Annotated in this window: 20 protein-coding genes; 13 read left to right on the top strand and 7 right to left on the bottom strand. The window is 60.3% G+C overall.

The annotated features are described in order from the left end of the window. The first annotated feature begins 7 nt into the window (after nt 1-7). Nucleotides 8-700 carry a protein-L-isoaspartate(D-aspartate) O-methyltransferase gene (locus tag ACN0SY_RS01200; RefSeq protein ID WP_417683932.1) on the top strand — a complete coding sequence of 231 codons (693 nt, stop codon included), beginning with the start codon at nt 8-10 and terminating at the stop codon, nt 698-700. Between the two features lie 329 nt (nt 701-1029). Beyond that, complete coding sequence (locus tag ACN0SY_RS01195) at nt 1030-2430, top strand: peptidoglycan DD-metalloendopeptidase family protein (protein WP_417683931.1); 1401 nt, start codon at nt 1030-1032, stop codon at nt 2428-2430. A gap of 70 nt (nt 2431-2500) precedes the next feature. Here the strand turns inward: ACN0SY_RS01195 and ACN0SY_RS01190 are convergent, their stop codons facing one another. Continuing rightward, entirely contained in the window at nt 2501-3364 is an 864-nt protein-coding gene (locus tag ACN0SY_RS01190; RefSeq protein ID WP_417683930.1) for an ATP-binding protein, read from the bottom strand. A gap of 240 nt (nt 3365-3604) precedes the next feature. Here ACN0SY_RS01190 and yajC point away from each other — a divergent pair, with 240 nt between their 5' ends. The 5 genes from yajC (at nt 3605) to ACN0SY_RS01165 (ending at nt 7871) form a co-directional block, all read left to right on the top strand. Next, nucleotides 3605-3940: a preprotein translocase subunit YajC gene (gene yajC / locus ACN0SY_RS01185; RefSeq protein ID WP_417683929.1), complete on the top strand. Its 336-nt coding sequence runs from the start codon at nt 3605-3607 to the stop codon at nt 3938-3940. A gap of 81 nt (nt 3941-4021) precedes the next feature. After that, nucleotides 4022-5632, top strand: coding sequence for a protein translocase subunit SecD (secD, locus tag ACN0SY_RS01180; RefSeq protein ID WP_417683928.1), 1611 nt, complete (start codon nt 4022-4024; stop codon nt 5630-5632). A gap of 15 nt (nt 5633-5647) precedes the next feature. Further along, nucleotides 5648-6607: a protein translocase subunit SecF gene (gene secF, locus ACN0SY_RS01175; RefSeq protein WP_417683927.1), complete on the top strand. Its 960-nt coding sequence runs from the start codon at nt 5648-5650 to the stop codon at nt 6605-6607. Between the two features lie 7 nt (nt 6608-6614). Then, entirely contained in the window at nt 6615-6992 is a 378-nt protein-coding gene (locus tag ACN0SY_RS01170; RefSeq protein WP_417683926.1) for an Mth938-like domain-containing protein, read from the top strand. A 27-nt stretch (nt 6993-7019) separates the two neighbouring features. Next, nucleotides 7020-7871, top strand: coding sequence for a phytoene/squalene synthase family protein (locus ACN0SY_RS01165; protein WP_417685837.1), 852 nt, complete (start codon nt 7020-7022; stop codon nt 7869-7871). A 36-nt stretch (nt 7872-7907) separates the two neighbouring features. On the opposite strand, the gene trmFO is transcribed toward ACN0SY_RS01165, so the two are convergent. Then, on the bottom strand, nt 7908-9326 hold the full coding sequence (gene trmFO / locus ACN0SY_RS01160; protein ID WP_417683925.1) for a methylenetetrahydrofolate--tRNA-(uracil(54)-C(5))-methyltransferase (FADH(2)-oxidizing) TrmFO: 1419 nt from the start codon (nt 9324-9326) through the stop codon (nt 7908-7910). 211 nt (nt 9327-9537) lie between these two features. On the opposite strand from trmFO, the gene ACN0SY_RS01155 reads away from it, so the two are divergent. Continuing rightward, nucleotides 9538-10167, top strand: coding sequence for a hypothetical protein (locus ACN0SY_RS01155; protein ID WP_417683924.1), 630 nt, complete (start codon nt 9538-9540; stop codon nt 10165-10167). Between the two features lie 141 nt (nt 10168-10308). On the opposite strand, the gene ACN0SY_RS01150 is transcribed toward ACN0SY_RS01155, so the two are convergent. The 3 genes from ACN0SY_RS01150 to uvrA form a co-directional block, all read right to left on the bottom strand. Further along, on the bottom strand, nt 10309-10458 hold the full coding sequence (locus ACN0SY_RS01150; protein WP_417683923.1) for a DUF1127 domain-containing protein: 150 nt from the start codon (nt 10456-10458) through the stop codon (nt 10309-10311). Between the two features lie 400 nt (nt 10459-10858). Continuing rightward, nucleotides 10859-11008, bottom strand: a complete 150-nt coding sequence (locus tag ACN0SY_RS01145) for a DUF1127 domain-containing protein (protein ID WP_417683922.1) — start codon at nt 11006-11008, stop codon at nt 10859-10861. 219 nt (nt 11009-11227) lie between these two features. Further along, nucleotides 11228-14182 (bottom strand): excinuclease ABC subunit UvrA, encoded by a 2955-nt coding sequence (gene uvrA / locus ACN0SY_RS01140; RefSeq protein WP_417683921.1) that lies wholly within the window; start codon nt 14180-14182, stop codon nt 11228-11230. 467 nt (nt 14183-14649) lie between these two features. Here uvrA and ACN0SY_RS01135 point away from each other — a divergent pair, with 467 nt between their 5' ends. Next, nucleotides 14650-15210 carry a single-stranded DNA-binding protein gene (locus ACN0SY_RS01135; protein ID WP_417683920.1) on the top strand — a complete coding sequence of 187 codons (561 nt, stop codon included), beginning with the start codon at nt 14650-14652 and terminating at the stop codon, nt 15208-15210. Nucleotides 15211-15611: 401 nt separating this feature from the next. Beyond that, entirely contained in the window at nt 15612-17579 is a 1968-nt protein-coding gene (locus ACN0SY_RS01130) for a L,D-transpeptidase family protein (RefSeq protein WP_417683919.1), read from the top strand. Nucleotides 17580-17654: 75 nt separating this feature from the next. Here the strand turns inward: ACN0SY_RS01130 and znuA are convergent, their stop codons facing one another. Continuing rightward, complete coding sequence (gene znuA, locus ACN0SY_RS01125; RefSeq protein WP_417683918.1) at nt 17655-18731, bottom strand: zinc ABC transporter substrate-binding protein ZnuA; 1077 nt, start codon at nt 18729-18731, stop codon at nt 17655-17657. Nucleotides 18732-18986: 255 nt separating this feature from the next. Here znuA and ACN0SY_RS01120 point away from each other — a divergent pair, with 255 nt between their 5' ends. Further along, complete coding sequence (locus tag ACN0SY_RS01120; RefSeq protein ID WP_417683917.1) at nt 18987-19739, top strand: TSUP family transporter; 753 nt, start codon at nt 18987-18989, stop codon at nt 19737-19739. A gap of 21 nt (nt 19740-19760) precedes the next feature. Here ACN0SY_RS01120 and galE read toward each other — a convergent pair whose 3' ends face one another. Continuing rightward, on the bottom strand, nt 19761-20783 hold the full coding sequence (galE, locus tag ACN0SY_RS01115) for a UDP-glucose 4-epimerase GalE (protein WP_417683916.1): 1023 nt from the start codon (nt 20781-20783) through the stop codon (nt 19761-19763). Nucleotides 20784-21193: 410 nt separating this feature from the next. On the opposite strand from galE, the gene ACN0SY_RS01110 reads away from it, so the two are divergent. Both ACN0SY_RS01110 and ACN0SY_RS01105 read left to right on the top strand, forming a co-directional pair. Further along, nucleotides 21194-22978 carry an FAD-dependent oxidoreductase gene (locus ACN0SY_RS01110; protein ID WP_417683915.1) on the top strand — a complete coding sequence of 595 codons (1785 nt, stop codon included), beginning with the start codon at nt 21194-21196 and terminating at the stop codon, nt 22976-22978. 9 nt (nt 22979-22987) lie between these two features. After that, nucleotides 22988-24778: a thiamine pyrophosphate-binding protein gene (locus tag ACN0SY_RS01105; RefSeq protein WP_417683914.1), complete on the top strand. Its 1791-nt coding sequence runs from the start codon at nt 22988-22990 to the stop codon at nt 24776-24778. Nucleotides 24779-24803 lie beyond the last annotated feature (25 nt).

Genomic DNA, 24803 nt, shown 5'->3' with positions numbered 1-24803 from the left:
GTCCAGCATGAGTGCCATGTCCTCGCTGAAACTGCCGGAAGATGCCCGTGCGGTCGATACGGACGAGGCGCAGGCCAGGGCGCAGCTGATCCTGTCCCTGCGCGGTCAGGGTATCGGTGATCGTGCAGTGCTTTCCGCGGTCGAGCGGGTGCCGCGCCGTCTGTTTCTTGCTGCGGTTCATCACCAGTTTGCCTACGAGGATTCGATCCTGCCGATCGAGTGCGGGCAGGTCGTTCTTGCGCCATCATTTGTGGCGCGGATCGTTCAGGCGCTCCGGGTCGAGGCAAGGCACAAGGTTCTTGAGATCGGAACCGGGTCGGGATATCAGGCGGCAATTCTCGCTCATGTCGCAGGATCGGTTGACAGCATCGACCGATACAGGACGCTTGCAACCCTTGCAGCTCAGCGCACTGCGGCTCTCAAGCTGTCGAATGTACGTGTCCATGAGGGCGATGGCCTTGACGGATTGAAAGCGCGTGCCCCATTCGACCGGATTATCCTGACCGGCGCCGTGAACGCTGTTCCTGAGGCTCTTCTCAACCAGCTCGCGCCGGACGGTATTCTCATCGCGCCGGTGGGCGATATGGGCAATGTTCAGCAACTGACCCGGATCACGCGGGACGGAGACGGCCTCCACGTTGAGGAGCTTGAGCCCGTGCGCATGATTGCACTGACGTCCGGAAAGGCATCGATCCTGTAAGGTGGCCCGTTGGGGCAGGCGATCGCCCGGTGCTCATACGGGGATGCCGACTTGCGTAACGGCTGAACCAGATCTGACCTTCGCATGGCCGGATCAATGCACTGAATTGCGATAAGACCGATATTCTGCCGGACAAACGACGAGAATTCCCGACGTTGTTGGCAAAGACGCGTCGTTCAAAAAAGCCGTCCAATGCCTGGCATGTTCAGGCCATCATCCGCGTCGCCGATTTAAGTCCGCGTCTTAGTTCTTTGTAAACCTTACTCGTTTCTAATCTTAACCATGTTGGTCACACTAGTATCTGGTTGAGTAAGACGATGAACAAGCGGATGCGTTCCCTCCGCAGCACCCTGGTTTCCCGGGTCGCTCTTGTATCTCTGACCGCCGGTGTTCTGGCAGGGTGCAGCTCTGCCGTCGAGCGCTTCGGTGAGGCGCCGATCTATACCGGCGGAACCGACAACCAGAGGTCCATCCTTGCAGGTGGCGGCAAGCAGCCCAGCTACCAGGATATCATGCAGGGTCCGGGCGGGACTGCCGCGGGGCTTCCTTCGGCATCGTCCGAACCGGTAACCACCGGTTCTATCACCCCGCGCCGTGCGGCGCCTGTCGTCTCGCGGCAGGATCTTCCCAATGCGACGCCGGTCCGCTCAAACCCGGTTCCCGTCGCAACCGCGCCTGCGCCCGAGGTGCCTGTTTCAGGTGGTTCAAACTGGCGCGGTTGGAGCTCGGCAGGCGGGACGCGTATTCCGGTTCGCTCCGGCGATACGGTCAACAGTCTTTCCCGCCGCTATGGTGTCCCCGTCGAGGCGATCGTGGCCGTAAACGGCATCGAGGATCCGAACCAGGTTCGTCCCGGACAGATGATCGTTATTCCGACCTACGTCTACTCAGATCGCAACGGCGTCGCCAGCCAGACAGCAAGTGAAGGCAAGCCCGTACGGCTTACTCAGGTTCGCAGCGAGCCGGAGATCGTGACCGGCTCGGTCCGTCCTGCGGAAAGCCTGAGCGGATCGACGCCGCTGCCGGATCGCAAGCCCTATCAGCAGCCCAGCTTTGCTCAGGTCCGCACCGGCAACGTTGCAAGCGATGCCGAGCCGATCCGTGTTGCAACTGCCCCCAAATCCAAGCCCGCGTCCCGTCGTGTCGCGGCTCCGGCGCCTCAGCCTACGCCTGTTGCATCGGTCAGCGGCTCGGTGCCAGCGCCGTCTGCCGCTCCGTCGCGCCGTGAGACGACCCAGCGGGTCGCGCTTGCTGCCCCGACCGCTCCGGTCGAACGGGAGGCGCGCCCGACCGAGCCAATCCAGCGCCCGCAGGTTGTTGCCAGTGCAGAGCCGGCGGATGCCGCCGAGGGGCCGAGCTTCCGCTGGCCGGTCCGTGGCCGGATCATTTCCGATTTCGGCGCCAAGCCGGGCGGAACGCGCAATGACGGCGTCAATCTGGCCGTGCCGGAAGGCACGCCAGTCAAGGCGGCTAGCGACGGCACGGTCATCTATTCCGGCAATGAGCTTAAGGGATACGGCAACCTGATCCTCGTGCGCCACGAGGACGGCTGGGTGTCAGCCTACGCGCATAATTCCCAGTTGAACGTCAAGCGCGGGGACAAGGTCACTCGTGGCGACGTGATCGCCAATGCCGGTGCGACGGGATCCGTTTCCCAGCCGCAGGTTCACTTCGAACTGCGCAAGGGCAACAAACCGGTCGATCCACTGCGTTACCTGCCCAAGAGCTGATCGCAGTCCGGCAGAGCAAGATAGACACTTCATGAAAGCCCCGGATGATTGTCCGGGGCTTTTTCGTGCGTCAGTCGAGTGTCCGGCCCAGTTGTCCAGCGAGATCCTGAATGAACTGGAAGGCGACGCGGCCCGAACGGCTGCCGCGGGTCGTTGCCCATTCCAGCGCCTGGGCACGCAAGGCCTCCGCTTCGACGCCGAGTTTGTAGTGAGCAGCGTAGCCATTGACCATCTCCAGATAGTCGTCCTGGCTGCACTTGTGGAAGCCGAGCCAGAGGCCGAAACGATCGGACAGGGAGACCTTTTCCTCTACCGCCTCCGACGGGTTGATGGCGGTGGAGCGCTCGTTCTCCATCATGTCGCGCGGCAGAAGGTGGCGGCGGTTGGACGTTGCGTAGAAGATGACATTCTCCGGCCGTCCCTCGATGCCGCCTTCAAGGACTGCCTTGAGGGATTTGTAGGAGGTATCGTCATGGTCGAAGCTGAGGTCGTCGCAGAAGATGATGAAGCGCTTGCCGCTGCCGTCGATAAGCTTCATCAGGGCGGGCAGGGAGTCGATGTCTTCCCGGTGGATTTCGATCAGCTTCAGATCCGTATTGCCGAGCTCCGCGTTCACGGCCGCCTGAGCAGCCTTGACGAGGGACGACTTGCCCATGCCTCGTGCGCCCCACAGCAGGGCGTTGTTGGCAGGAAGTCCCTTCGCGAAACGGCGCGTATTGTCCATCAGCAGGTCACGCACGCGAGCAATTGAACAAAGCAGGGCAAGATCGACGCGGTTGACCCTGGCCACGGGCAGAAGCTCGCCCGGATCTGGGTTCCAGACGAAGGCTTCTGCATTGTCGAAATCCGGTGCTTTGGGTTCTGCAGGAACGGCACGGGCAATAAGGGCGATCAGGGAATCGAGTTTCTCGGAAAGGATCGAAAGCTCGGACATATGCTCTTTAAAACCTTCACGCTCGGCCCCACCTGAGGGGCCAGTTGTTGTTGCTCCGAGACCTAGCACGGCCAATCCATCTGGAAAACGTCGCTTATTCGCAAAGCGGTACGCCTGATTGTGCTTGGATTACTTGAAAAGCGCGGCATCGACAGTATAGTCCGGCCACCGGAATTAGGCGTTTTTCGCGAGGCTTGCAGTTGCTGTCCTCGTCGAAGGACGACCCTCAAGGAGAAATTGATGTTTATCACGCCCGCTTACGCGCAAGCTGCCGGCAGCCCGCTGGGACCGGACTTCCTGATGTCCATTCTGCCGTTCGTGCTGATCTTCGCGATCATGTACTTCCTCATCATTCGCCCGCAGCGCCAGCGCATGAAGCAGCACCAGGAAATGGTTGCCAACCTGCGCCGCGGCGACACCATCGTCACCACCGGCGGCCTGATCGGCAAAGTGGCCAAGGTCGTTGACGACGCCGAGCTGCTGGTCGAACTGGCAGAAGGCGTGAAGGTTCGCATCGTACGTTCGATGGTCCAGGAAGTGCGTGCCAAGTCCGAACCGGCCAAGGAAGGCGCATAAGGGTCCTGGTACCCTTATCCTCAAATCCTGTACCGGGCCGGCACAACGGTCTGGCCCGGTTTTTCTAGACAGGCTGTCGTCATGCTATATTTCGCCCGCTGGAAGATCGTTCTGATCGCCCTCGTGGTCATTGCCGGTGTGTTGACCACACTGCCGAACTTCTTCTCGACCAAGACCCTCGAAGCCTGGCCGGATATCCTGCCGCAGAACAAGATGGTGCTTGGCCTCGACCTGCAGGGCGGTGCTTATCTGCTCTATGAGGTGGACAAGCAGGACTATGTCCAGAAACGCTTGAAAACCCTTGTCGGCGATGTGCGTGCACAGCTGCGCGAGCAGCCTCGGATCGGCTACACCGGGCTCGGGGTTCAGGGCGATTCCGCGCAAGTCCGCATTCGCGACATGGACCGGCTGGAGGAAGCGCGTGAACGCCTGTCCGAGCTGCAGACGCCTTTGGTCAATTCCGTTTTCGGCGGCCAGCAGGTCAATGAGTTCGAACTGACCGTCTCCGACGACGGCCTGGTACGTTTCACCTATACCGAGGAAGGCCTTGCCCAGCGGATGCAGTCGATCGTCGAGCAGTCGATCGAGGTCATCCGCCGCCGCGTTGACGAGCTCGGCACCACCGAGCCGAACATCCAGCGCCAGGGCGCAGACCGTATTCTCGTGGAAGCTCCGGGCGAAAGCGACCCGGAACGCCTGAAGGATCTTGTTGGGCAGACCGCCCAGCTGACCTTCCACATGGTCGATACGTCCATGAGCGGCGAGCAGGCGATGCAGTCCCGTCCTCCGGTCGGAACCGTCGTGGCAATGTCGGTCGACGATCCGCCAATTCCCTACCTGCTGGAAGAGACGCCGCTCCTCAGCGGTGAAGACCTTGTCGATGCACAGGTCAGCTTCGACCAGCGTACCAACGAACCGGTGGTGAATTTCCGCTTCAACACTTCCGGTGCGCGCAAGTTTTCCGTTGTAACCCAGCAGAGCGTGGGCCGTCCGTTCGCCATCGTTCTTGATGACGAAGTGATCTCGGCGCCTGTCATTCGCGAACCTATCACAGGCGGCTCGGGCCAGATTTCCGGCAACTTCACCGTTGACGGCGCCAACGACCTTGCCGTTCTGCTGCGCGCCGGCGCCTTGCCTGCCAAGCTGACGGTCATCGAGGAGCGCTCAATCGGACCGGGCCTTGGTGCGGATTCGATCGAGGCAGGGCAGCTTGCATCTATCATTGCCGCCGCTGCCGTCGTGATCTTCATGATCCTCGCCTACGGAAAGTTCGGTTTGATCGCGGATCTTGCTCTTGCGGTGAACATCTGTCTCATCTTTGGTGCACTCACCCTTCTGCAAGCGACGCTCACGCTGCCGGGGATCGCGGGCATCGTGCTCACCATCGGTATGGCGGTGGACGCCAACGTGCTGATCTTCGAACGTATCCGTGAGGAGGCGAGAGCAGGGCGGTCGGCGATCTCGGCCATCGATGCAGGCTACAGCCGCGCACTCGGTACCATCCTTGATGCCAACGTGACCACGCTTATTGCTGCCCTGATCCTGTTCCAGCTTGGATCAGGTCCGGTTCGCGGTTTTGCCGTCACGCTTGCCGTCGGCATCTTCACAACGGTCTTCTCGGCCTTCACTTTCAGCCGCCTGCTGGTCGCCCTATGGGTCCGCCGCCGCCGGCCGTCGAAACTGCCTATCTGATCCGGAGACGAATAAATGGCATTGCTCCGACTTGTTCCGGATGACACCAAATTCCGCTTCATGTGGCTGAGAAAGATCAGCTTCCCGCTGGCGATCCTTCTCGGTATTGCCTCGATTGCGCTGTTTGCGGTCGTCGGCCTGAACTACGGTATCGATTTCAAGGGCGGTACGGTCATCGAGATGAAGACCGATGGTCCCGCCGATATCGGCTCGATCCGTAGCGAGCTGGGGGCGCTGAACCTTGGCGACGTCCAGGTGCAGGAATTCGGTTCGCCCGAGGAAGTTCTGATCCGCATCGAGGAACAGCCGGGCGGTGAACTCGCCCAGCAGGCCGTGATCGGCAAGGTTCGCGCCGCATTCGAGGACAACAATGTAGAGTTCCGCCGAGTCGAGATCGTCGGCCCGCGCGTCTCGGGCGAATTGGCCCGTGCAGGGGTCATCGCCGTGATTGCCTCGCTCATTGCGATCCTGTTCTACATCTGGTTCCGCTTCGAGTGGCAGTTCGCCGTCGGCGCGATCCTGACGACGGCAAACGATGTCATCGTAACCATCGGCCTTTTCGTGATCCTGCAGCTCGACTTCTCACTGTCGTCAATTGCCGCGGTTCTCACGATCATCGGTTATTCGCTGAACGATACCGTGGTCGTCTACGACCGCATCCGCGAGAACTTGCGCCGCTACAAGAAGATGGCTCTGACCGACGTACTCGACCGATCGATCAACGAGACCCTGTCGCGTACGACGCTGACCTCCCTGACCACGCTGCTTGCACTTTTCTCGCTTTGGATTTTCGGCGGTGAAGTCATTCGCTCCTTCACGCTCGCCATGATCTTTGGCATCGTGATCGGAACCTATTCGTCGATCTTCCTGGCGGCTCCCTTGCTGATCTTTCTGAACCTTCGCAGTGACGGAAAGTCATCGGGCGGAGACGAAGAGGAAGCTGACGGCGACGCCGATCCGGCTCCGGCCACCTGAGACAGCGATGCAGATCAGGGACGCACATTTTCCGGGCCGGGCGCCGATCGATGCCTATGGCAATGGCGGCTTCCGGTTCGCAAACATGTCGCACAGGGGCTCGCTCCTGTGCGTTCCGTCCGGGATCTATGGCTGGGACCCGCTCACATTTGACGATCTGAGTATTGAGGCTTTCGAGCGCGTACTTCAGGAAACCACTGACATCGAGGTTCTTCTCGTGGGGACTGGTGTCGACCTCAGGCCGCTACCGGCAGACCTCAAGCAGGCGTTTCGCGAGGCTGGCATCATTTCCGACAGCATGTCGACGGGTGCTGCCGTGCGCACCTTCAATGTGATGCTGTCCGAAGAGCGTGCAGTCGCCACCGCCTTGCTTGCGGTGGACTAGGGACAGCGTCCGCGCCATATGGCTGACATGAACACAAACTTCGATCATGCCGGACAGCTGGTCTACGATCAGGACCGCGATCGCTATCTTTCGAGCCTCTTTGCCAAGGAGGAAACGAGAAGGGGCGTGCTGGCGCTCTATGCGTTCAATGTCGAGATCGCCCGTGTTCGCGAGCTGGTCAGCGATCCGCTTCCGGGAGAGGTGCGCCTGCAGTGGTGGCGGGATTTCCTGGAAGGAACCGCACACGGATCGGCCAATGCGAACCCGGTTGCGGCGGCTCTCGCCGAAACCATCGAGACCTATCGGCTACCGCGCGCGCCGTTGACTGCGATGATCGATGCACGGGTTTTCGATCTCTACAATGATCCGATGCCGAGCCTGAACGATCTGGAAGGCTATTGCGGCGAGACCGCATCAGCCCTGATCCAGCTGGGTTGCCTCGTATTGAACAGGGGCGAGGAAACGGACACCGCCGAAATCGCAGGTCATGCCGGCGTGGCTTATGGCATCTGCGGTTTGCTGCGGGCGCTGCCCTGGCATGCGGGCCGCGGCCAGACGTATCTGCCCGCCGATGTCCTGTCCCGTCACGGCGTTGACACCGCAACCGTTCTGAAGGGGCAGATGACGCCGGAGCTTGGATCCGCGCTTGGGGAAATGCGCGAGCATGTCCGCCACCATCTGGGCCGTGTCCGGGCCAGGGTAGCCGAGATCCCGTCCCACATCGCCCCGGCGTTCCTGCCGCTGGCGCTGGTCGAACCTTTCCTGAAACGCATGGAAAAACCGGGATTCGATCCCTTCAGATCCCCGGTTGAGCTGTCGCAGCTCAGGCGGCAATGGATCCTTTGGCGCGCCGCGCGCAAGTCGGGCGTCGCTCTCTGAAGTATTTCATCCGGCGTTAGCTCTGCGCGGCGGAGATTACTCCGCCGCTTGTTCTGCAGGTTCCAACCCGGAAATCCAGCCTTCGAAGTCGGCCTTTGCCCGCGTGGTCATTGCCAATTTCTTCGCGCGGGTCTTGTCCTTGCCCTTGATCCGCTTGCCGTCCGCATCGACCTTCGGCGCCTCGACCGGGGGAAACAGTCCGAAATTGACGTTCATCGGCTGGAACGAGCTGGGTTTGCCGGCGCCGTCGTCGCGGGCGATATGACCCCCGGTGATATGAGCGATCAGCGCGCCCATTGCGGTCGTTTCCGGCGGAGTGACAATGGGCCGGCCGAGCCGTTCCATCGCGGCGAAAATGCCGGTCATGCAGCCGACGCTGGCCGATTCCACGTAGCCTTCGCAGCCGGTGATCTGGCCCGCAAAGCGCAGGCGCGGTTCCGCCTTGAGCCGGAGCGATCCGTCCAGCACCTTCGGCGAATTCAGGAAGGTGTTACGGTGCAGCCCGCCGAGGCGCGCGAACTGGGCGTTCTCGAGGCCCGGAATCATCTTGAAGATGTCGCCCTGCGCGCCGTACTTCAGCTTGGTCTGGAAGCCGACCATATTGTAAAGCGTGCCGAGCGCATTGTCCTGACGGAGCTGGACCACCGCATAGGCTTTGACATCCGGATTATGCGCGTTGGTCAGGCCCATGGGCTTCATCGGGCCGTGCCGCAGGGTCTCGCGGCCACGGGCGGCCATGACCTCGATCGGCAGGCAGCCGTCGAAGTAGGGGGTGTTTTCTTCCCATTCCTTGAAGTCGGTCGTGTCGCCGGCGATCAGTGCATCGATGAAGGCGTCATATTGTTCCTTGTCCATCGGGCAGTTGAGGTAGTCCTTGCCGGTGCCTCCCGGCCCGACCTTGTCGTAGCGCGACTGGAACCAGGCCTTTGTCAGGTCAACGCTGTCGAAATGCACGATGGGCGCGATCGCGTCGAAGAAGGCAAGTGCATCCTCTCCGCAGCGTTCCAGGACAGCTTCCGACAGGGCTGGCGACGTCAGCGGCCCGGTTGCAACGATGACGCTGTCCCAGTCCTCAGGTGGCAGGCCGGCAATCTCCTCGCGCCGGATCTCGATCAGCGGGTGGTCTTCCAGTGCCTTGGTCACGGCATCGGAGAAACCGTCGCGATCGACCGCCAGTGCACTGCCGGCAGGAACCTGGTTGGCGTCCCCGCATGACATGATGAGGGAGCCGGCGCGACGCAGCTCATGATGCAGCAGGCCGACGGCGTTTTGCTCGCTGTCGTCGGAGCGGAAAGAGTTGGAACAGACAAGTTCGGCGAGGCCTTCGCCCTTGTGAGCATCAGTCTTGCGGACAGGACGCATCTCGTGGAGCACGACCGGAATGCCGCGTCGTGCGATCTGCCAGGCTGCTTCGGAACCTGCAAGGCCGCCGCCAATGACGTGGATGGGTTTCATGGTCTTCGTTCCTTCGGGAGCTCATCTGCGGCGCAATGCAGCGCCGTACTGGGCGTGATCACTGCGGACCTGGCGTTCTGCGTTTTCTGCGCCCTGATTACATTTTTGCCTCGTCAGCCGCAATGTCATGTTTCACAATGACGTTGCGGAATTCGTGCCCGACTCGCAAACCAGGACCATCGGGCAGTGAAACTGGGGGAGATGGGGACAAATGCTTGCACGGATGATCGTTTCCGGCCGGGCAGCACTTCTACTCGTGGCCGCGGGCCTCGCAGGTTGCGCGGGGCAGGCGAACGGCGACGCGCAAGGCTGGTACGACGGCAATGAAGGTGTCGCCCCCACAGCCAACCGCATCTACGTTTGCCACGGTTTCGGCTGTGCCTACAAAACACCGGTCGATTTCTCCCAAGCAGATATGGCAAAGCTGAAGCGTATCCTTGCAGCAGGCGCCGGGTCGCCGAAAGAGGAGCGAATGGCGATCGCCAGTGCGGTCGTGTGGCAGGAAAAGCGCGTCGCGGGCCGCGTCGGGTCGGGCAATGATGTCGGTGGTTTCGACATGCAAAATGCCGGGGTACGCGGGCAGATGGATTGCATCGACGAATCCACGAATACCAACTCCCTCCTGCTCGTTGCCGAGCGCAGCGGATACCTAAAGCATCACGTGGTGGCTTCGCCTGTCGCCCGAGGCTTCTTCCTCGATGGGCGGTATCCGCATGCGACCGCGACCGTGCGAGAGAAGACGACCGGCGCGGTCTACGCGATCGACTCCTGGCCCCACTCCAATGGTAAGCCGCCCGTGATCAGCGAGCTTTCGGTCTGGATGCAGCGCCGGGCTGGTTGAAGCTTCCAGGTGATGGCAGTGAAGCAAATAAAAACGCCCACCGGTGGGAGGAGATCCGGTGGGCGTCTTTTCACTCCGCGCGTATGGCGGAGCGCGATTGCCGGTTTCGTGGGAGGAGGGTCGAAACCGGCTAATTGATTGTTAGCGGATTGCCGCACGAGCGTGGCGGACGATATCGTCGCGGCTCATGCCGAGGTCGGAGAGTTCCCGGTTGCTCAGCTGAGACAGCTCATCATAGGTGGTGCGGAAACGTTTCCAGTTCTGGTACTTGCGGACAACTGCATCGATCATGGCTAGGCCTCTTATATCTGGTGGCCATGGCACCGCGGATCGGCGTCTGGCCCGTTCGTCTTGATGACCCTAAGTTAGGCGATGTAATTTCGGTTAGGTAGACGGCGAACTGCAGTGCTGCGATGCAAAAATCGCAGGTCTTTATTGCAATTCATCTTGCGTTAACCGATGCGGCATCGTGAGCGCGACACCGCCATGCGTCCGGAGATCTGGAAAGGTAGTTTGGGAAACAAAAAAGGGCCCGCGAAATCGGACCCTGAAAAAACGAACGCCCACCAGCGGGAGGAGGTGCTGGTGGGCGACGTTTTGACCTGACGGAGCTGGGAGGAGGATGCCCCGTCTTTGTCACACGTCCCGGAGCTTGGGAGGAGGTAGCTCGTTGGGACGCGAACTCTTCAACTTAGACCGCGGCGCGGCGGGCAACGAACTTGATGTCGTTGCGGGAGATGCCGAGGTCGCTCAGTTCGCGGCGGGAAAGACGAGACAGCTCGTCAACGGTGCGGCGGTACTGAACCCAGTTGTTGTACTTGCGGACGACAGTGTCGATCATTTTTCTTTTCCCTTATTCGCGTCGCAACAAATTCGTTTGTGCGCCGCGTCATCAATCTGTTGAGAGATATATAATTCGCAGTCGGAAATAAAAGAAGCGCATTATGCGCATGCCAGTCATGCGCTGAGTGCAATGCAGCAAATGGTTGGAAAACTGGGACTTTCGCGCGATGCGCTGCAATATGACGGAGGAAGCTCTCGTCTATGTTGCAGCGCATGATTATTCTGCGGCGTCTGTTGCCCGATGTGGCCTGCGATCTAGCAGTTCGGTAAGGAACTGGCCGGTGTAACTGCCTTCGACCGCAGCAATGTCCTCCGGACGCCCCTCGGCAACGATCGTTCCACCGCCGTCGCCACCTTCGGGTCCAAGATCGATCACCCAATCTGCCGTCTTGATGACTTCCAGGTTGTGCTCGATCACCAACATGCTGTTGCCCTGGTCGACCAGTTCGTGGAGCACCTCGAGAAGCTTCGCGACATCATGGAAGTGCAAACCGGTTGTCGGCTCATCGAGAATATAGAGGGTCCGGCCCGTGGAGCGGCGGGACAGTTCCTTGGCCAGTTTAACGCGCTGTGCCTCGCCGCCGGACAGGGTTGTGGCCTGCTGTCCCACCTTTATATAGCCAAGCCCGACGCGTGCCAGGGTTTCCATCTTGTCGCGGACGGAAGGCACGGCGGAAAAGAACCCGGCGGCTTCCTCCACCGTCATGTCGAGCACGTCGGCAATCGACTTGCCCTTGAACAGCACCTCCAGCGTCTCGCGATTGTAGCGTTTGCCCTTGCAGACATCGCATGTGACGTAAACGTCAGGCAGGAAGTGCATTTCGATCTTGATGACACCGTCGCCCTGACATGCCTCACAGCGCCCGCCCTTGACGTTGAACGAGAAGCGGCCTGCCTGGTATCCGCGAGCCTTGGCCTCCGGCAGGCCCGCGAACCATTCCCGGATCGGGGTGAAGGCGCCGGTATAGGTCGCGGGATTGGATCGCGGTGTTCGGCCGATCGGCGACTGATCGATGTCGATGACCTTGTCGAGATGCTCCAGCCCTTCGATCCGGTCATGCGGGGCAGGGTTCTCGCGAGCACCGTTGAGGCGCCGCGCGGCTGTCTTGTAGAGCGTGTCGATCAGGAATGTGGACTTGCCCCCGCCCGACACACCGGTCACGCAGGTGAAGGTACCGAGCGGCACGTCGACGTTGACGTCCTTGAGGTTGTTTCCTCTGGCGCCGACGACCTTCAGCTTGCGCCGCTTGTTGATCTTGCGCCGTTCCTGCGGCAGCGGGATCATCATCTTGCCCGATAGATACTGACCGGTCAGGGAGTTCGGATTGGCCATGACCTCGGCAGGCGTCCCCGAGGCGATGATCTCGCCGCCATGAACACCGGCACCGGGGCCGACATCGACGACATGGTCGGCTGCCAGTACGGCATCCTCATCGTGTTCGACCACGATGACCGTGTTGCCGAGGTCGCGAAGATGCTTGAGCGTGCCGATAAGCCGTGCGTTGTCGCGCTGGTGAAGGCCGATCGAGGGTTCGTCCAGAACATACAGAACCCCCGTCAGACCGGAGCCGATCTGGGATGCCAGGCGAATGCGCTGGCTTTCGCCGCCCGACAGGGTTCCGGATGAACGCGACATGCTGAGATAGTCGAGGCCGACATCGTTCAGGAACTTCAACCGTTCCCGAATTTCCTTGAGGATACGACCCGCAATTTCTTCCTGTTTCTGTGACAGGTGGGCGGGCAGTGAATCGAACCAGGCTCCGGCGTCGCGAATGGACAGTTCGGTGATCTGGCCGATATGGCGATGGTTGATCTTTACGGCCAGCGCCTCGGGCTTGAGCCGGTAGCCCTGGCAGGCCGGGCAGGGGTGATCGGACTGGAACCGCTCTAGTTCCTCGCGCACCCAATTGGATTCGGTTTCGCGCCAGCGGCGCTCGATGTTGCCGATCACGCCTTCGAAGGGCTTGGCCGTCTTGTAGCTGCGAACGCCATCGTCGTAGATGAAATCTATCTGTGTCTTGCCGGTGCCATGCAGGATACCGCTGCGGGCCTCTTCGGGCAAATCGCGCCAGGGCGTCGACATGGAGATGCCGTAGTGGCGGGCAAGCGCTTCCAGGGTCTGGTTGTAATAGGGCGACGTGGATCCGGTTTTCGCCCACGGCAGGATGGCGCCTTCACGCATCGACAGGCTTTGATCGGGCACGACAAGATCGGCCTCGAACGCCAGCGTGGTCCCCAGACCGTCGCAAGATGGGCAGGCGCCGAACGGATTGTTGAACGAAAACAGGCGCGGCTCGACCTCGGAAATGGTGAAGCCGGAAACCGGACAGGCGAATTTTTCCGAAAAGACGATCCGCTCGTGGGTTTCGTTCTGGTTCTGAAGAACAGCGCCCTTGGCCGGCGGGTCTTTCGGCTTGTCGGCGAATTCAGCAATCGCCAAACCATCAGCAAGGGAAAGCGCCGTCTCGAGCGAGTCAGCAAGGCGGCTCGCGATATCATCGCGCACGACAATCCGGTCCACGACCACATCGATGTCGTGCTTGTATTTCTTGTCCAGAGCCGGCGCTTCGGAAATCTCGTGGAATTCGCCGTTGATCTTGACCCGCTGGAAGCCCTTCTTCATCAGTTCGGCCAGTTCCTTGCGGTACTCGCCCTTGCGGCCGCGCACGATGGGCGCAAGCAAATAGAGCCTTGTGCCTTCTTCCAGTTCCATGATCCGGTCAACCATCTGGCTTACGGTCTGGCTTTCGATCGGGAGCCCGGTTGCAGGCGAATACGGAATGCCGACGCGCGCGAACAGAAGGCGCATGTAGTCGTAGATCTCGGTGACCGTTCCGACCGTCGAGCGCGGATTGCGCGAGGTCGTCTTCTGTTCGATCGAAATCGCCGGAGACAGGCCGTCGATCTGGTCGACATCCGGCTTCTGCATCATCTCCAGGAACTGGCGCGCATAGGCCGACAGGCTCTCGACATAGCGCCGCTGGCCCTCTGCGTAGATCGTATCGAAGGCGAGGGAAGATTTGCCCGAACCGGACAGGCCCGTCATGACGATGAGCTTGTTGCGTGGCAGATCGAGGTCGACGTTCTTGAGATTGTGCTCGCGCGCGCCGCGCACGGACAATGTTTTCGTCGGGTCGATGAGTGCGGTGCCGGTCTTGGCGTCCTTGGTCATGCGGTCACGGTTCCTGAAAAGTCTGTGCAGGCAAAGACCTGCTCATGGTTCCGGAACGTCATGATCTGTCGTTGGTTCCGGACGCTGAAGTCCTGTGGTTTGCGCCGTCGGGCACCCTGGTCAGCAGGCATATAGCAATCCTGCCGGCCAGTGCCAGTACGGCCCCGGATGAAATCCGGATCAAAGGCGGAATTTCTTCGTGTTGCGACGTTGAATTTCTATAGGAACATAAATAGAACATATGCGGCTTGGCAAGCGGCAATGATGAGCGGTCTGTCAGTCTACTGACAGTCCTGAGCCGCATTTCCGGCCAGCACATTGTGGAAAAGGACGCCACGTTCAAGAAATCGGCCCGCAGCGCTTGCGTGAAACGGATAGGGTCGCGACAACTATGCAAAACACCCGTGCTGTCGGGCTGCCGGTTCTCCGAGCGCTCCGCACAGGGCAGATATCAAGGAGTTTGCGTCATGGCGGGCAGCGTCAACAAGGTCATTCTGATAGGCAACCTGGGAGCGGACCCTGAAATCCGGCGCACCCAGGACGGCCGTCCGATTGCCAACCTTCGGATTGCGACATCGGAAACCTGGCGCGACAGGGGAACCGGCGAGCGCCGTGAAAAGACCGAATGGCACCGTGTCGTGATTTTCAACGAGGGCCTGTGCAAGGTTGCCGAGCAGTATCTTCGCAAGGGCGCCAAGGTCTACATCGAAGGTCAGCTGCAAACGCGCAAGTGGCAGAACCAGCAGGGCCAGGATCAATATTCGACCGAAGTCGTCCTGCAGGGCTTCAACTCCACCCTGACCATGCTCGACGGGCGCGGTGAAGGCGGTGGCGGCGGCAGCTTCGGCGGCGGTGAAAGCGGCGGTGGTTACGGCGGCGAGTCCTCCGGCGGCGGCGGTTACGGTGGCGGCGGCAGCTATGGTGGTGGCTCAGGCGGCGGTTATGGCGGTGGCTCGTCTTCGGGCGGTGGATACGGCGGCCCACAGGGCGGCGGCGCCGGATCGATGGACGACGAGATTCCATTCTGATCTGCTAAAATCCGAAGTGAGGCATTTGAAGGCCGGTCACATCAGTGGCCGGCCTTTCTGATGAACGGGGATTGGCGTCTTGCCTGGCACAAGTCAGGTGCGGCTTTCAGGTCACGCGACGTCGGCGAAATGCGGTGTGAACAGGATGCCCCTTAACCATGAGGCCATCCTTGGTTAGTATCATTACGTGCAGTCGAATCCGGACGAAGATGCGGGTTTGGCGCCCGGGGACGTTTCATGCCTGTGGCAGAAACTCCTATGTGCCGGGAACATCATCGGAATTTGGATTGAGGGCCGGGTGCGGGCAGGCCGGTTTCTCCAATATGACACACGGTTCAGGTCGCGACGGGGCATCGACGACAGGAACGTCGGAATTTTAAGGCATGACGGAAATGAGCAAAATGGCACGATGCGGCGTGACAGTTTCGGCATTTGAGGCAAGCGCGGATCAAAGAAGCAGAACGCGCTCGCAGCGCCTGCAGCATGCGCTTCTTTCAAGCGCATTGGTTCTTGGGATCGGCACGGCGGTCATGCCGGCAGTCTCCGTCGAGGCACAGGCCCAGGGCCTATTCCAGCGCCTCTTCAATCCTGAGGGCGCGCGTCTTCGCGAAATGCGTGCCCAGGAGGATCTGAACCGTAAGAAGGCAGCGAAGATTCGTGTCTCCTCGCCACGCTATTTCACTTACAAGCCCGACACGATGGCAACCGTGTCCTTGGCGAGCCTTTCAAAGGTGAAGACCGCTGCTGTCGAGACGCCGGCCGTCGATGCCGGCACGCCGGATGCTTCGGCCGCCGACAGCAATCGTTCGCCTGTGATCCTGTCTGCTTTCGACGAAGCGCGTCCGGTACTCAGCGATCTGGAAGTAAAGGCGCTCCCGGAAGTCGGTGAAGCGTTGCTCGCATTCTACCGCGAACATCCCGATTTCGTCTGGATCAAGGATGGTCGCCCGACCGCCGCCGCGGGCGCAGCACGGCGCACGCTTGCCGCCGCCGGCGACTATGGCCTGGATGGATCCGACTACCTGGTCGGCCTGCCTGCTGTTTCCGGATTGGCCGGCAAGGACCGCGATACCGCCCTGATGGCGTTTGAAATGCAGCTTTCCGCCGCGGTGCTCACCTATGTGCTGGACGCCGAACGTGGCCGTGTAGATCCGAACCGGATCTCCGAATACCATGATCTGCCGCGGCATACGCCCGATCTGGTTGCCGCTATGGAAGACCTGGTCAAGGCCGCCGACGTCTCGCAGGCCCTTGAAGCCCACCAGCCCCAGGGAGCGCACTTTAGGGCGTTGAAGGAGGAACTCGCCCGCCTCGAAGCTGAGGACAAGGATGAGGACAGGATCGTTATCGCTCCAGGTACCTTCCTGAAGCCCGGCAACTCCGACCCGGAAATGAAGAACGTCGTTGCAGCCATCGCAAAGAAAGGCTCCGCGGCGCTGAAGGAAGCCCATGCGGCCACCCTCGACGCTTATTCGGGCGAAGAGGCCTATACTCCGGAACTGGTCGCGCTGGTGAAGGCGTTTCAGAAGGAGAATGGTCTTTCCGCGGACGGGATCGTCGGCAAGAATTCCATCAAGGCAATGGTCGGTGTGACCAACGAGGCGAAGATCGCCAAGGTCAAACTCGCCATGGAGCGTAGCCGCTGGCTTCCCGAAGAGCTTGGCGAGCGCAAGGTCTTCATCAATCAGGCCGCCTTCACGGCGACCTACACCGAGCCCGGTAGCGAGCCGCTTTCCATGCGCGTCGTCGTCGGCAAGAAGTCGAACCAGACCAACTTCTTCTACGACAAGATCGAGATCGTCGAATACAACCCCTACTGGGGTGTTCCCTATTCGATCATCGTCAACGAAATGATGCCGAAACTTTCCAAGGACCCCAGTTATCTGGACCGGGCCGGCTATGAGGTCACGACAGCCAGCGGCAAGCAGATTTCCTCTGCCTCGGTGGACTGGTACTCGGTTGCCTCCAAGCAGTCTTCCGTCAATGTTCGCCAGTATCCCGGCAAGAGCAATGCGCTTGGCGAGGTCAAGATCCTGTTCCCGAACAAGCATCACATCTACATGCATGACACGCCGGCCAAGAGCCTCTTCAACAAGGATGAGCGTGCCTTCAGCCATGGATGTGTACGTCTCCATGACCCCAAGGCAATGGCCGCCGCGGTTCTCGGCAAATCCAAGGACTATGTCAGCGGACGAATTGCACAGGGCAAGAACGAGCAGGAACGCGTCTCGGGTGATATCCCGGTCTATGTGTCCTATTTTACCGCATGGCCGGAGCTTGACGGCACGATTGCCTACTATTCCGACGTCTACGATCGCGACCGTTATCTGCTGAAGGCGCTCGAGTCGACCGACGAGGCTCGTGGCTAGGACCGCGACTTTGCAGCGCAGATATAGAAAGGCCGCCCGTTCGGGCGGCCTTTTTCATTTCAGGTCAACAGCCGCTTAGCCGTTGGAGGCAAGGCACGATGTTATGGCGTCGGCAGCACCCTTGATCAGGCTTTCGTAAAGCTCGGGGCCGTTTGCGTAGGCAGTTCCGAGAGGGTCCAGGACCCCGGAGCGGACCTGTGTCCCTTCTGTTACCACCTGGATCAACTTGGGCTCGAATTGCGGTTCGGAAAAGACACAGACCACGCCCTTTTCCGTGATGGTCTCGCGGATCTCCCGAACATGCTCGGCGCTCGAAGGGCTTTCCGGATTGATGGAGATTGCACCCGCGGCCGGGATATCAAACTTCTTTTCGAAATAATGGTAGGCGTCGTGGAAGACGACGAAGGGTTTGCCGCGAACGCCGGCGAGCTGGCTGTCGACGTCTGCCGCCAACTTTTCTACGCGCTCACGGAACCCCTGGGCATTTTCCGCGTAGGTCGCCGCGTTGCCGGGGTCTGCCTTCGAAAGTGCCTCCGAGATTGCCATTGCCATGACGACGGCGTTGTCGGGATCGAGCCAAAGATGCGGATCGAATGAGCCGTGGTGGTCATGTCCGTCATGTCCGGCGGCACTTTCCCGCTCCTGATCATGAGCGTGGTCGTCATCATGTTCGTGCTCATGTGTGCCGTTTTCGTCGGCAGCGTGATCTGCGTGGTCTTCCTCGCCTTCGTGGTCATGATCGTCTTCACCGAACTCTGAGAGTTCACGGAAGGGCAGTAGCTCCAGGCCTGGCGTATCAGCAAGCTCGATCACACGAGCGGTTGCGGGCAAGGATGCCATGGGCTTCGCCAATGATGTTTCCAAACTTTCCCCGATCCAGAAGACCAGATCTGCGCCCTGAAGCTTGAAAGCCTGGGAAGGCTTTAGGGCAAAACTGTGGGGTGAGGCGGCGCCATCGATCAGGAGTTCCGGCGTTGCCACTCCGTCCATGACCGCAGCAACGATCGAATGCACCGGCTTGATGGTGGTGACCACATTCGGTGCTGCTACCGCGGCAGCGCCGATGACTGCGGGAGAAAAGACGGCGATGAGGCCAGCGCCGATCACAACACCAATCGGTGATTTTCGCCGGCCGAGAGACGGAAAGAACAAGGGAAGCTCCATGAATGTTATTACATAACGTGTAACTATGTAACGTCACTTTTTCGGAAACGCAAGCGCCCGATATCTGAAAGTCCGGACCAGCTGCGGGCCCGGCGTGCGTCATGTCTTCACAATCGCTTGGATTGACGGTGTTTTTCGAAAATGGATCTGGTCACTTGATCGAAAAGACCGTAACCAGTCCGCTATTGCCGCATTTCCGAAACCCGACTTTTGGGTTTTCGGTTTTCCAAATGGAACAATTCCTTGCCCGAGTTCGATCTTGCTCTTGTCGCCTATGCCCTTATGGCCTGCGCACTTGGAGGACTACTGAAGGGGGCAACAGGCGCTGGTGCGCCAGTGATCGGCGTGCCGGTTCTCGCTGCAATCGTTGATGTGCAGTTTGCGGTAGCAGTGTTCGTGACGCCCAATCTTCTGACCAATGTCTGGCAGGGGTGGCGGTTCCGCAAGTCGCTGATGCCGGCGCCGTTTTCCGCGCTGTTCGCAGGCGGTGGAGCGTTAGGCGCCATTGTAGGCACGTATCTGTTGGCCGGCTTGCCGTCGGATATCCTGCTGATCGGCATGTCCTGCGTGGTTCTGGGCTATGTCGGCTTCCGTCTGTTGAACGCCGACTGGGCATTGTCCTATGGACCCGCATTGAAGCTTGCAGGCCCCATAGGTGTTCTTGGGGGGATCCTGCAGGGCGCGACAGGCATTTCCGCCCCTGCATCGTTGACCTTCCTGAATGCACTGAAGCTGCCGCGCAGCACGTTTATCGCGACGATCTCGCTGTTTTTTGCGATCATGTCGACGACCCAGATCGAGCGCATGGCGGCCGTTGGACTGTTGACCTTCGATCGGTTCCTGCTTGGGTTGGCGGCGACCGGCGCAATTTTCGCGGTGATGCCGGTCGGCAGCTGGTTGGCGACGAAGGTTTCCCGGGAAACCTTCGACAAGCTGATCCTGCTCCTGCTGGTGGTGATCGCGCTGAAGATTCTCGTTGAGGTTCTGCTGTTCTGAGGCGCTACCAGGCGTCTGGCGTCACTCGCCGTAGCCGCGCGGGTTTTTGCAGATCCAATTCCAGGTATCGTGACACATGGCGGTCAGGTCCCGCTTGGCGCGCCAATCGATCGTGCGGGCGGCGAGTTCGGTGTCGGCGTAGCATTCGGCGACGTCACCATCTCTGCGAGGGGCGATCGTATAAGGAATTTCCTTGTTCGAGGCGCGTTCGAATGCGCGAACCATTTCCAGTACCGAGTAACCGGTTCCGGTGCCCAGATTGACGGTGAAGCAATTGCGATCATCCGGTAGCGCCTTGAGGGCCTCGTACGCCTTGAGGTGCCCCTCGACCAGATCGACCACGTGGATGTAATCCCTGACGCCCGTTCCGTCCCGTGTCTCGTAGTCATTGCCATAGACCGTTAGCTGCTCGCGCCGGCCGACCGCCACCTGTGCAATATAGGGCATCAGGTTTGTTGGAACGTCTTGCGGATCTTCCCCGATCAGCCCGCTTTCATGTGCGCCTACCGGATTGAAATAGCGCAACATCGCAATTCGCCAGGCCGGATTGCTGGCTGCAAGATCGCTCAACATAGTCTCGACGATGGCCTTCGTACGGCCATAGGGAGAAAGTGGGCCGGTGGGATGGCTTTCGGTGACCGGAAGCATGGACGGTGGCCCATACACGTTTGCGGACGACGAGAATATGACGTTCCGGATTTCAAGCTTGTCCATGGCGCTCAGCAGTCGCTGGGTGCCGACGACATTGTTGTCGTAATAGGAAAGCGGATTGGTGATCGATTCTCCGACAATCTTCGCGCCGGCAAAGTGAACGGCACCGGTACATTCGTATTGCCGTAGAACGCGCTCAAGTTCCTGCTGGTCGCGTATGTCTACAGGCTCGAAGGGAACGGTCCTGCCAGTGATCCGCTCAACGCGTTTGAGGCTTTCCTCGCTGGAATTTGCAAGGTTGTCGACTACTACGACATCGTGCCCCGCTTCCAGAAACGTAACGCAGCAATGGGATCCGATATAGCCCGCGCCGCCGGTAATCAGAATTGTCATGGTCGGTCCGTAGAACGAATGGAATTCAATTGCGCCTGCCTAGCACGAAATCGACCACTGCGGGATTTTTCTCTCCCCAGTGCTCAGGTCCAAGCGGCGTCGGCTACCTCACTTGCTGCGAGAACTGCTCGGAGAGGAGAGGACCTCTCGGGTTGCTATAGGCGCTGCTTATAGGGTCTTCGATATTTCCTATTTTTCGCAAATTTCTCAGGAGTTTAAGGTTCTCCCGGTTGGTCAGTCCATGAGGCAAGAGGCAACCGGCGGCTCGGCCATCTCCAACCATATCGCCCATCGAGATCATTTCGCATGCCGAAGGCGCAAAACGAATTTGTCCAGGCCGATTGGGCGGGTCACCCCTGAGGTTAGGGGTGACTGACGAGATGCACCGGCTACGGGAGGCGCTGAGTAAGGTGGAACGGCAACATGACCTAAACTCGCGGCCCGATGCCGTCTGGGAGGCGGATGTGGTCGTCCTGGGAAGCGGTGTCGGCGGCCTGACAGCCGCCGTAACGGCTGCGCTTGAGGGTTTACGGGTCATCGTTCTCGAGCATCAGGCTGTTGTCGGTGGCACGAGCGCACGATCCTCCGGCACCGTTTGGGTGCCTGACAACCATCTCATGCGCCAGTGCGGTGTTTCTGGAGATGATAGGGCCGCGGCCACTTATCTCGGCAGTCTCGTTGGAGAAGATGTGGATCCGCGCAACTGGCGCGTTTTTCTCGCAAAGGCACCAGACATGCTGCGGGATCTTGAGCAGCGGGCAGGCCTGCGCTTCCGGCCCTTCATGTCCGCGCCCGACTACCGCCAGGATCACCCGGGCGCTGCACCCGGCGGACGGGCGCTTGAGCCCATGGCTTTCGACGGCGGCGATCTCGGCTCCGATTTCGAGCGTCTTGCCTGGCCCATTCCGGAACTGATGGTTCTTGGAGGAATGATGGTCACCCGTGCCGAGGCCGCGCGACTGATCAGGGCCGATCGCGATCCGGGTGGGTTTCTTCTCGGAGCGAAACTCGTGTTTCGTTACGCAGTGGATCGCTTGCGATCGAAACGGGGCCGTCGGTTGGTCTTGGGGAATGCGCTGGTGGCGACGCTCTGGAAAGCCCTGAAGGACAACGGCGGTGAGGTCGTGACAGAGGCACAGACGCAGCGGCTCGTTCGCCGGAACGGGCGGGTGAGTGGGGTGGTTGTGCAGCACGCCGGAAAGACGATCGCACTGGAGGCGGCGCGGGGCATCGTCCTGGCCGGTGGCGGTTTTCCGGCAAGCCCGGGAAAGCGGGCAGAACATCTTCTGCATCCGGTCCCAAACCATACGCCGGCCGGCCCGGGCTGTATCGGCCGAACCATCGATCTGGGACTCGAAGCGGGAGCTGCCCTCGGTCCCTCGGGTAAGGACAATGCACTCTGGTTTCCAAGTTCCGTCGCAACGCGCAAGGATGGGACAACAGCCGTCTATCCTCACATCGTCCTTGATCGCTCCAAGCCGGGTCTGATCGCCGTGAACAGTCTGGGCAAGCGTTTCACCAACGAGGCGGTGTCATACCACGAATTCGTTCGGAACATGTATGCCGCGACTACGGCAGAGCAGAGTGCGGTCCCAGCATGGCTGGTCGTAGACAGAGGGTTCATTGCCAAATACGGCCTCGGATTGATCCGCCCGCGAACGCCCTCGCTGAAAAGATACGTCAAAAGCGGCTACCTGATGGAGGGGCGAAGCCTGGCGGAACTCGCAGCACATATCGGCGTCCCGGCAGCCGCACTTGAGCAGACAGTCGCCCGGTATAACCGGTTCGCCGAGACTGGTGTGGACGAGGACTTCGGCAAGGGCGAGACGATCTACGATCGCAGCAACGGCGATCCGGCGATCCCTTCCAATCCCTGTATCGGCCCGATCCAGCATGGTCCGTTCTATGCGATGGCGGTCTGGCCGACCCCGCTTGGAATCAGTCGTGGGCTACTTGCAAACCGAAACGCCCAGGCCGTCGACGCAGACGGAATCGCGATCGCGGGGCTTTATGTCTGCGGCAACGACATGCAGTCCGCGTTCGGCGGACAATACCCCGGAGCCGGAGCCCAGCTCGGGCAGGCAATGACTTTCGGCTGGACTGCCGGAAGGCATCTGGCCGGGATCGAAACACCTTCAGAGGATACGGCTCCAGACACAGAGAGCCGCATCAAGACACCTCAGGAAACAGTCTAGGCAGGTATAATGGCAAAGCGTAAAGGCGGCGATCTCATCGCCGAATTCCTGGTCAAGGAAAAGATCCCATATGTGTTCGGGATCTGCGGGCATGGCAACGTGGGGCTGCTCGACTCGCTCTATGACGTGAAGGACGAGGTCAAGCTGGTCTCTCCGCGGCACGAACAGACGGCCGCCCACATGGCTGACGGTTTCTTCCGGGTCAGCCACAAACCCGCTGCAACGCTGACATCGACCGGTCCGGGCTCGGCGAACCTCATCATGGGGCTGGCGGTTGCGCAGACCGACAGTTCCGCGGTTTTTTCGATCACCGCGAACGTCCCCACGTCGCAGTTCAATCGCGGCCCTTTTCAGGAACTGAACCAGCACCACCAGGCTGATTTCAACAATGTCATCAAGCCTGTCGTGAAGCGATCGTTCCAGCCGACACGCGTCGAAATGCTGCCGCTCGCGATGCGCCAGGCCGCGCAGACCATGACCACGGGACGTCCGGGTCCTGTCAATCTGGACGTGCCCTACAACCTCTTTGTTGAAGAGGCCGAGGTTCAGGAGGAAACCGCCTGGGCCGGGTTTAACAGCCGGCGCAGCGGGGCCAGCGATGCCGACGTGACCAAGGCGACGGACTGGCTGCTTGCCGCCGAGCGACCGGTTCTCTTCATCGGCCACGGGGTCACCTTGTCCGAGGCGGCAGAGGAACTTGTGTCGCTTGCCGAACGCCTGTCCATACCGGTCGTCAGTTCCCCGAACGGCATGGGCTGCATTGACATGCGCTCCGACCTATCGCTCGGTTTCATCGGTCGCAATGGCGCTTATCAGTCGAACCAGGCCGGACGGCACTCCGATCTGGTGCTTGCCATCGGGGCCCGTTTCGATGACCGCTCGGCATCGTCCTGGATGCCCGGGTATTCCTGGAACTTCCCCGAGACGAAACTCATTCATGTCGACGTGGACCACGCGGAAATCGGGCGCAATTACCCGCCGGATATGGGCATCCTTGCCGATGCAAAGGCGTTCCTGCGACAGATCCTGGCTGAACTGGATCGGCGGAATGTCGGTGCAGGCCCACGGCTGGAGGGCTGGCATGCCCAGATTGCTGGCTGGAAATCAGAGTGGCTGAAATTCGTGCAGCCGGGGTTCGAACTTCACAGCACGCCGATCCGGCCGGAACGCATCGTTGCCGACTGCCGAAAGGTGTTGCCGGACGACGGCATCATCACGCTGGATTCCGGCATTCATCACAATTGGTTCATGCAGTTCTGGGAGTCCCGGCGCCCGCAGACGATGTTGAACACCTGGGGCTACTCCGGCATGGGCTTCGGTCCGAGTTCGGCGCTCGGCGCGAAGCTGGCAGCGCCCGACCGTCCGGTCATCTCCGTCTGCGGCGATGGTGGCTTCACCATGGTCCCGCACGTGCTCTGCACGGCGGTCGAGTACAATATTCCTGTGGTTTGGGTGGTCTGGAACAACTTCGCCTGGGGCGCTATCCGCGATCTTCAGTACGCCTATTTCGATGGCCGCGAATACGGTACCGCATTCTACCAGGGACCGAACCACGAGCCTTACAATCCCGACTTCGCAGCATGGGCCCGCGCTGCAGGCGTCGACGGCTACACGGTGACAAAGTCGCAGGATTTTGCCGGCGTTCTGGAGCAGGCAATCGCTTCAAATCGGCCCGCCCTTATCGACGTGCATGTGGACGCAGATATTCGCCCGCCAGCGACCGGGGCCTGGGAATTGCCGCCAATCGTTCCGAAGCAGCCGGTCTTCGGCAAGGCATGGAAACCGGGCGACCCGGCCTGATTGACAAGACATCTGAGAGGAAACG

Source organism: Roseibium sp. (genome assembly GCF_048261595.1).
Classification (GTDB): Bacteria; Pseudomonadota; Alphaproteobacteria; order Rhizobiales; family Stappiaceae; genus Roseibium.
This window is presented reverse-complemented; position numbering and strand designations above follow the sequence as displayed.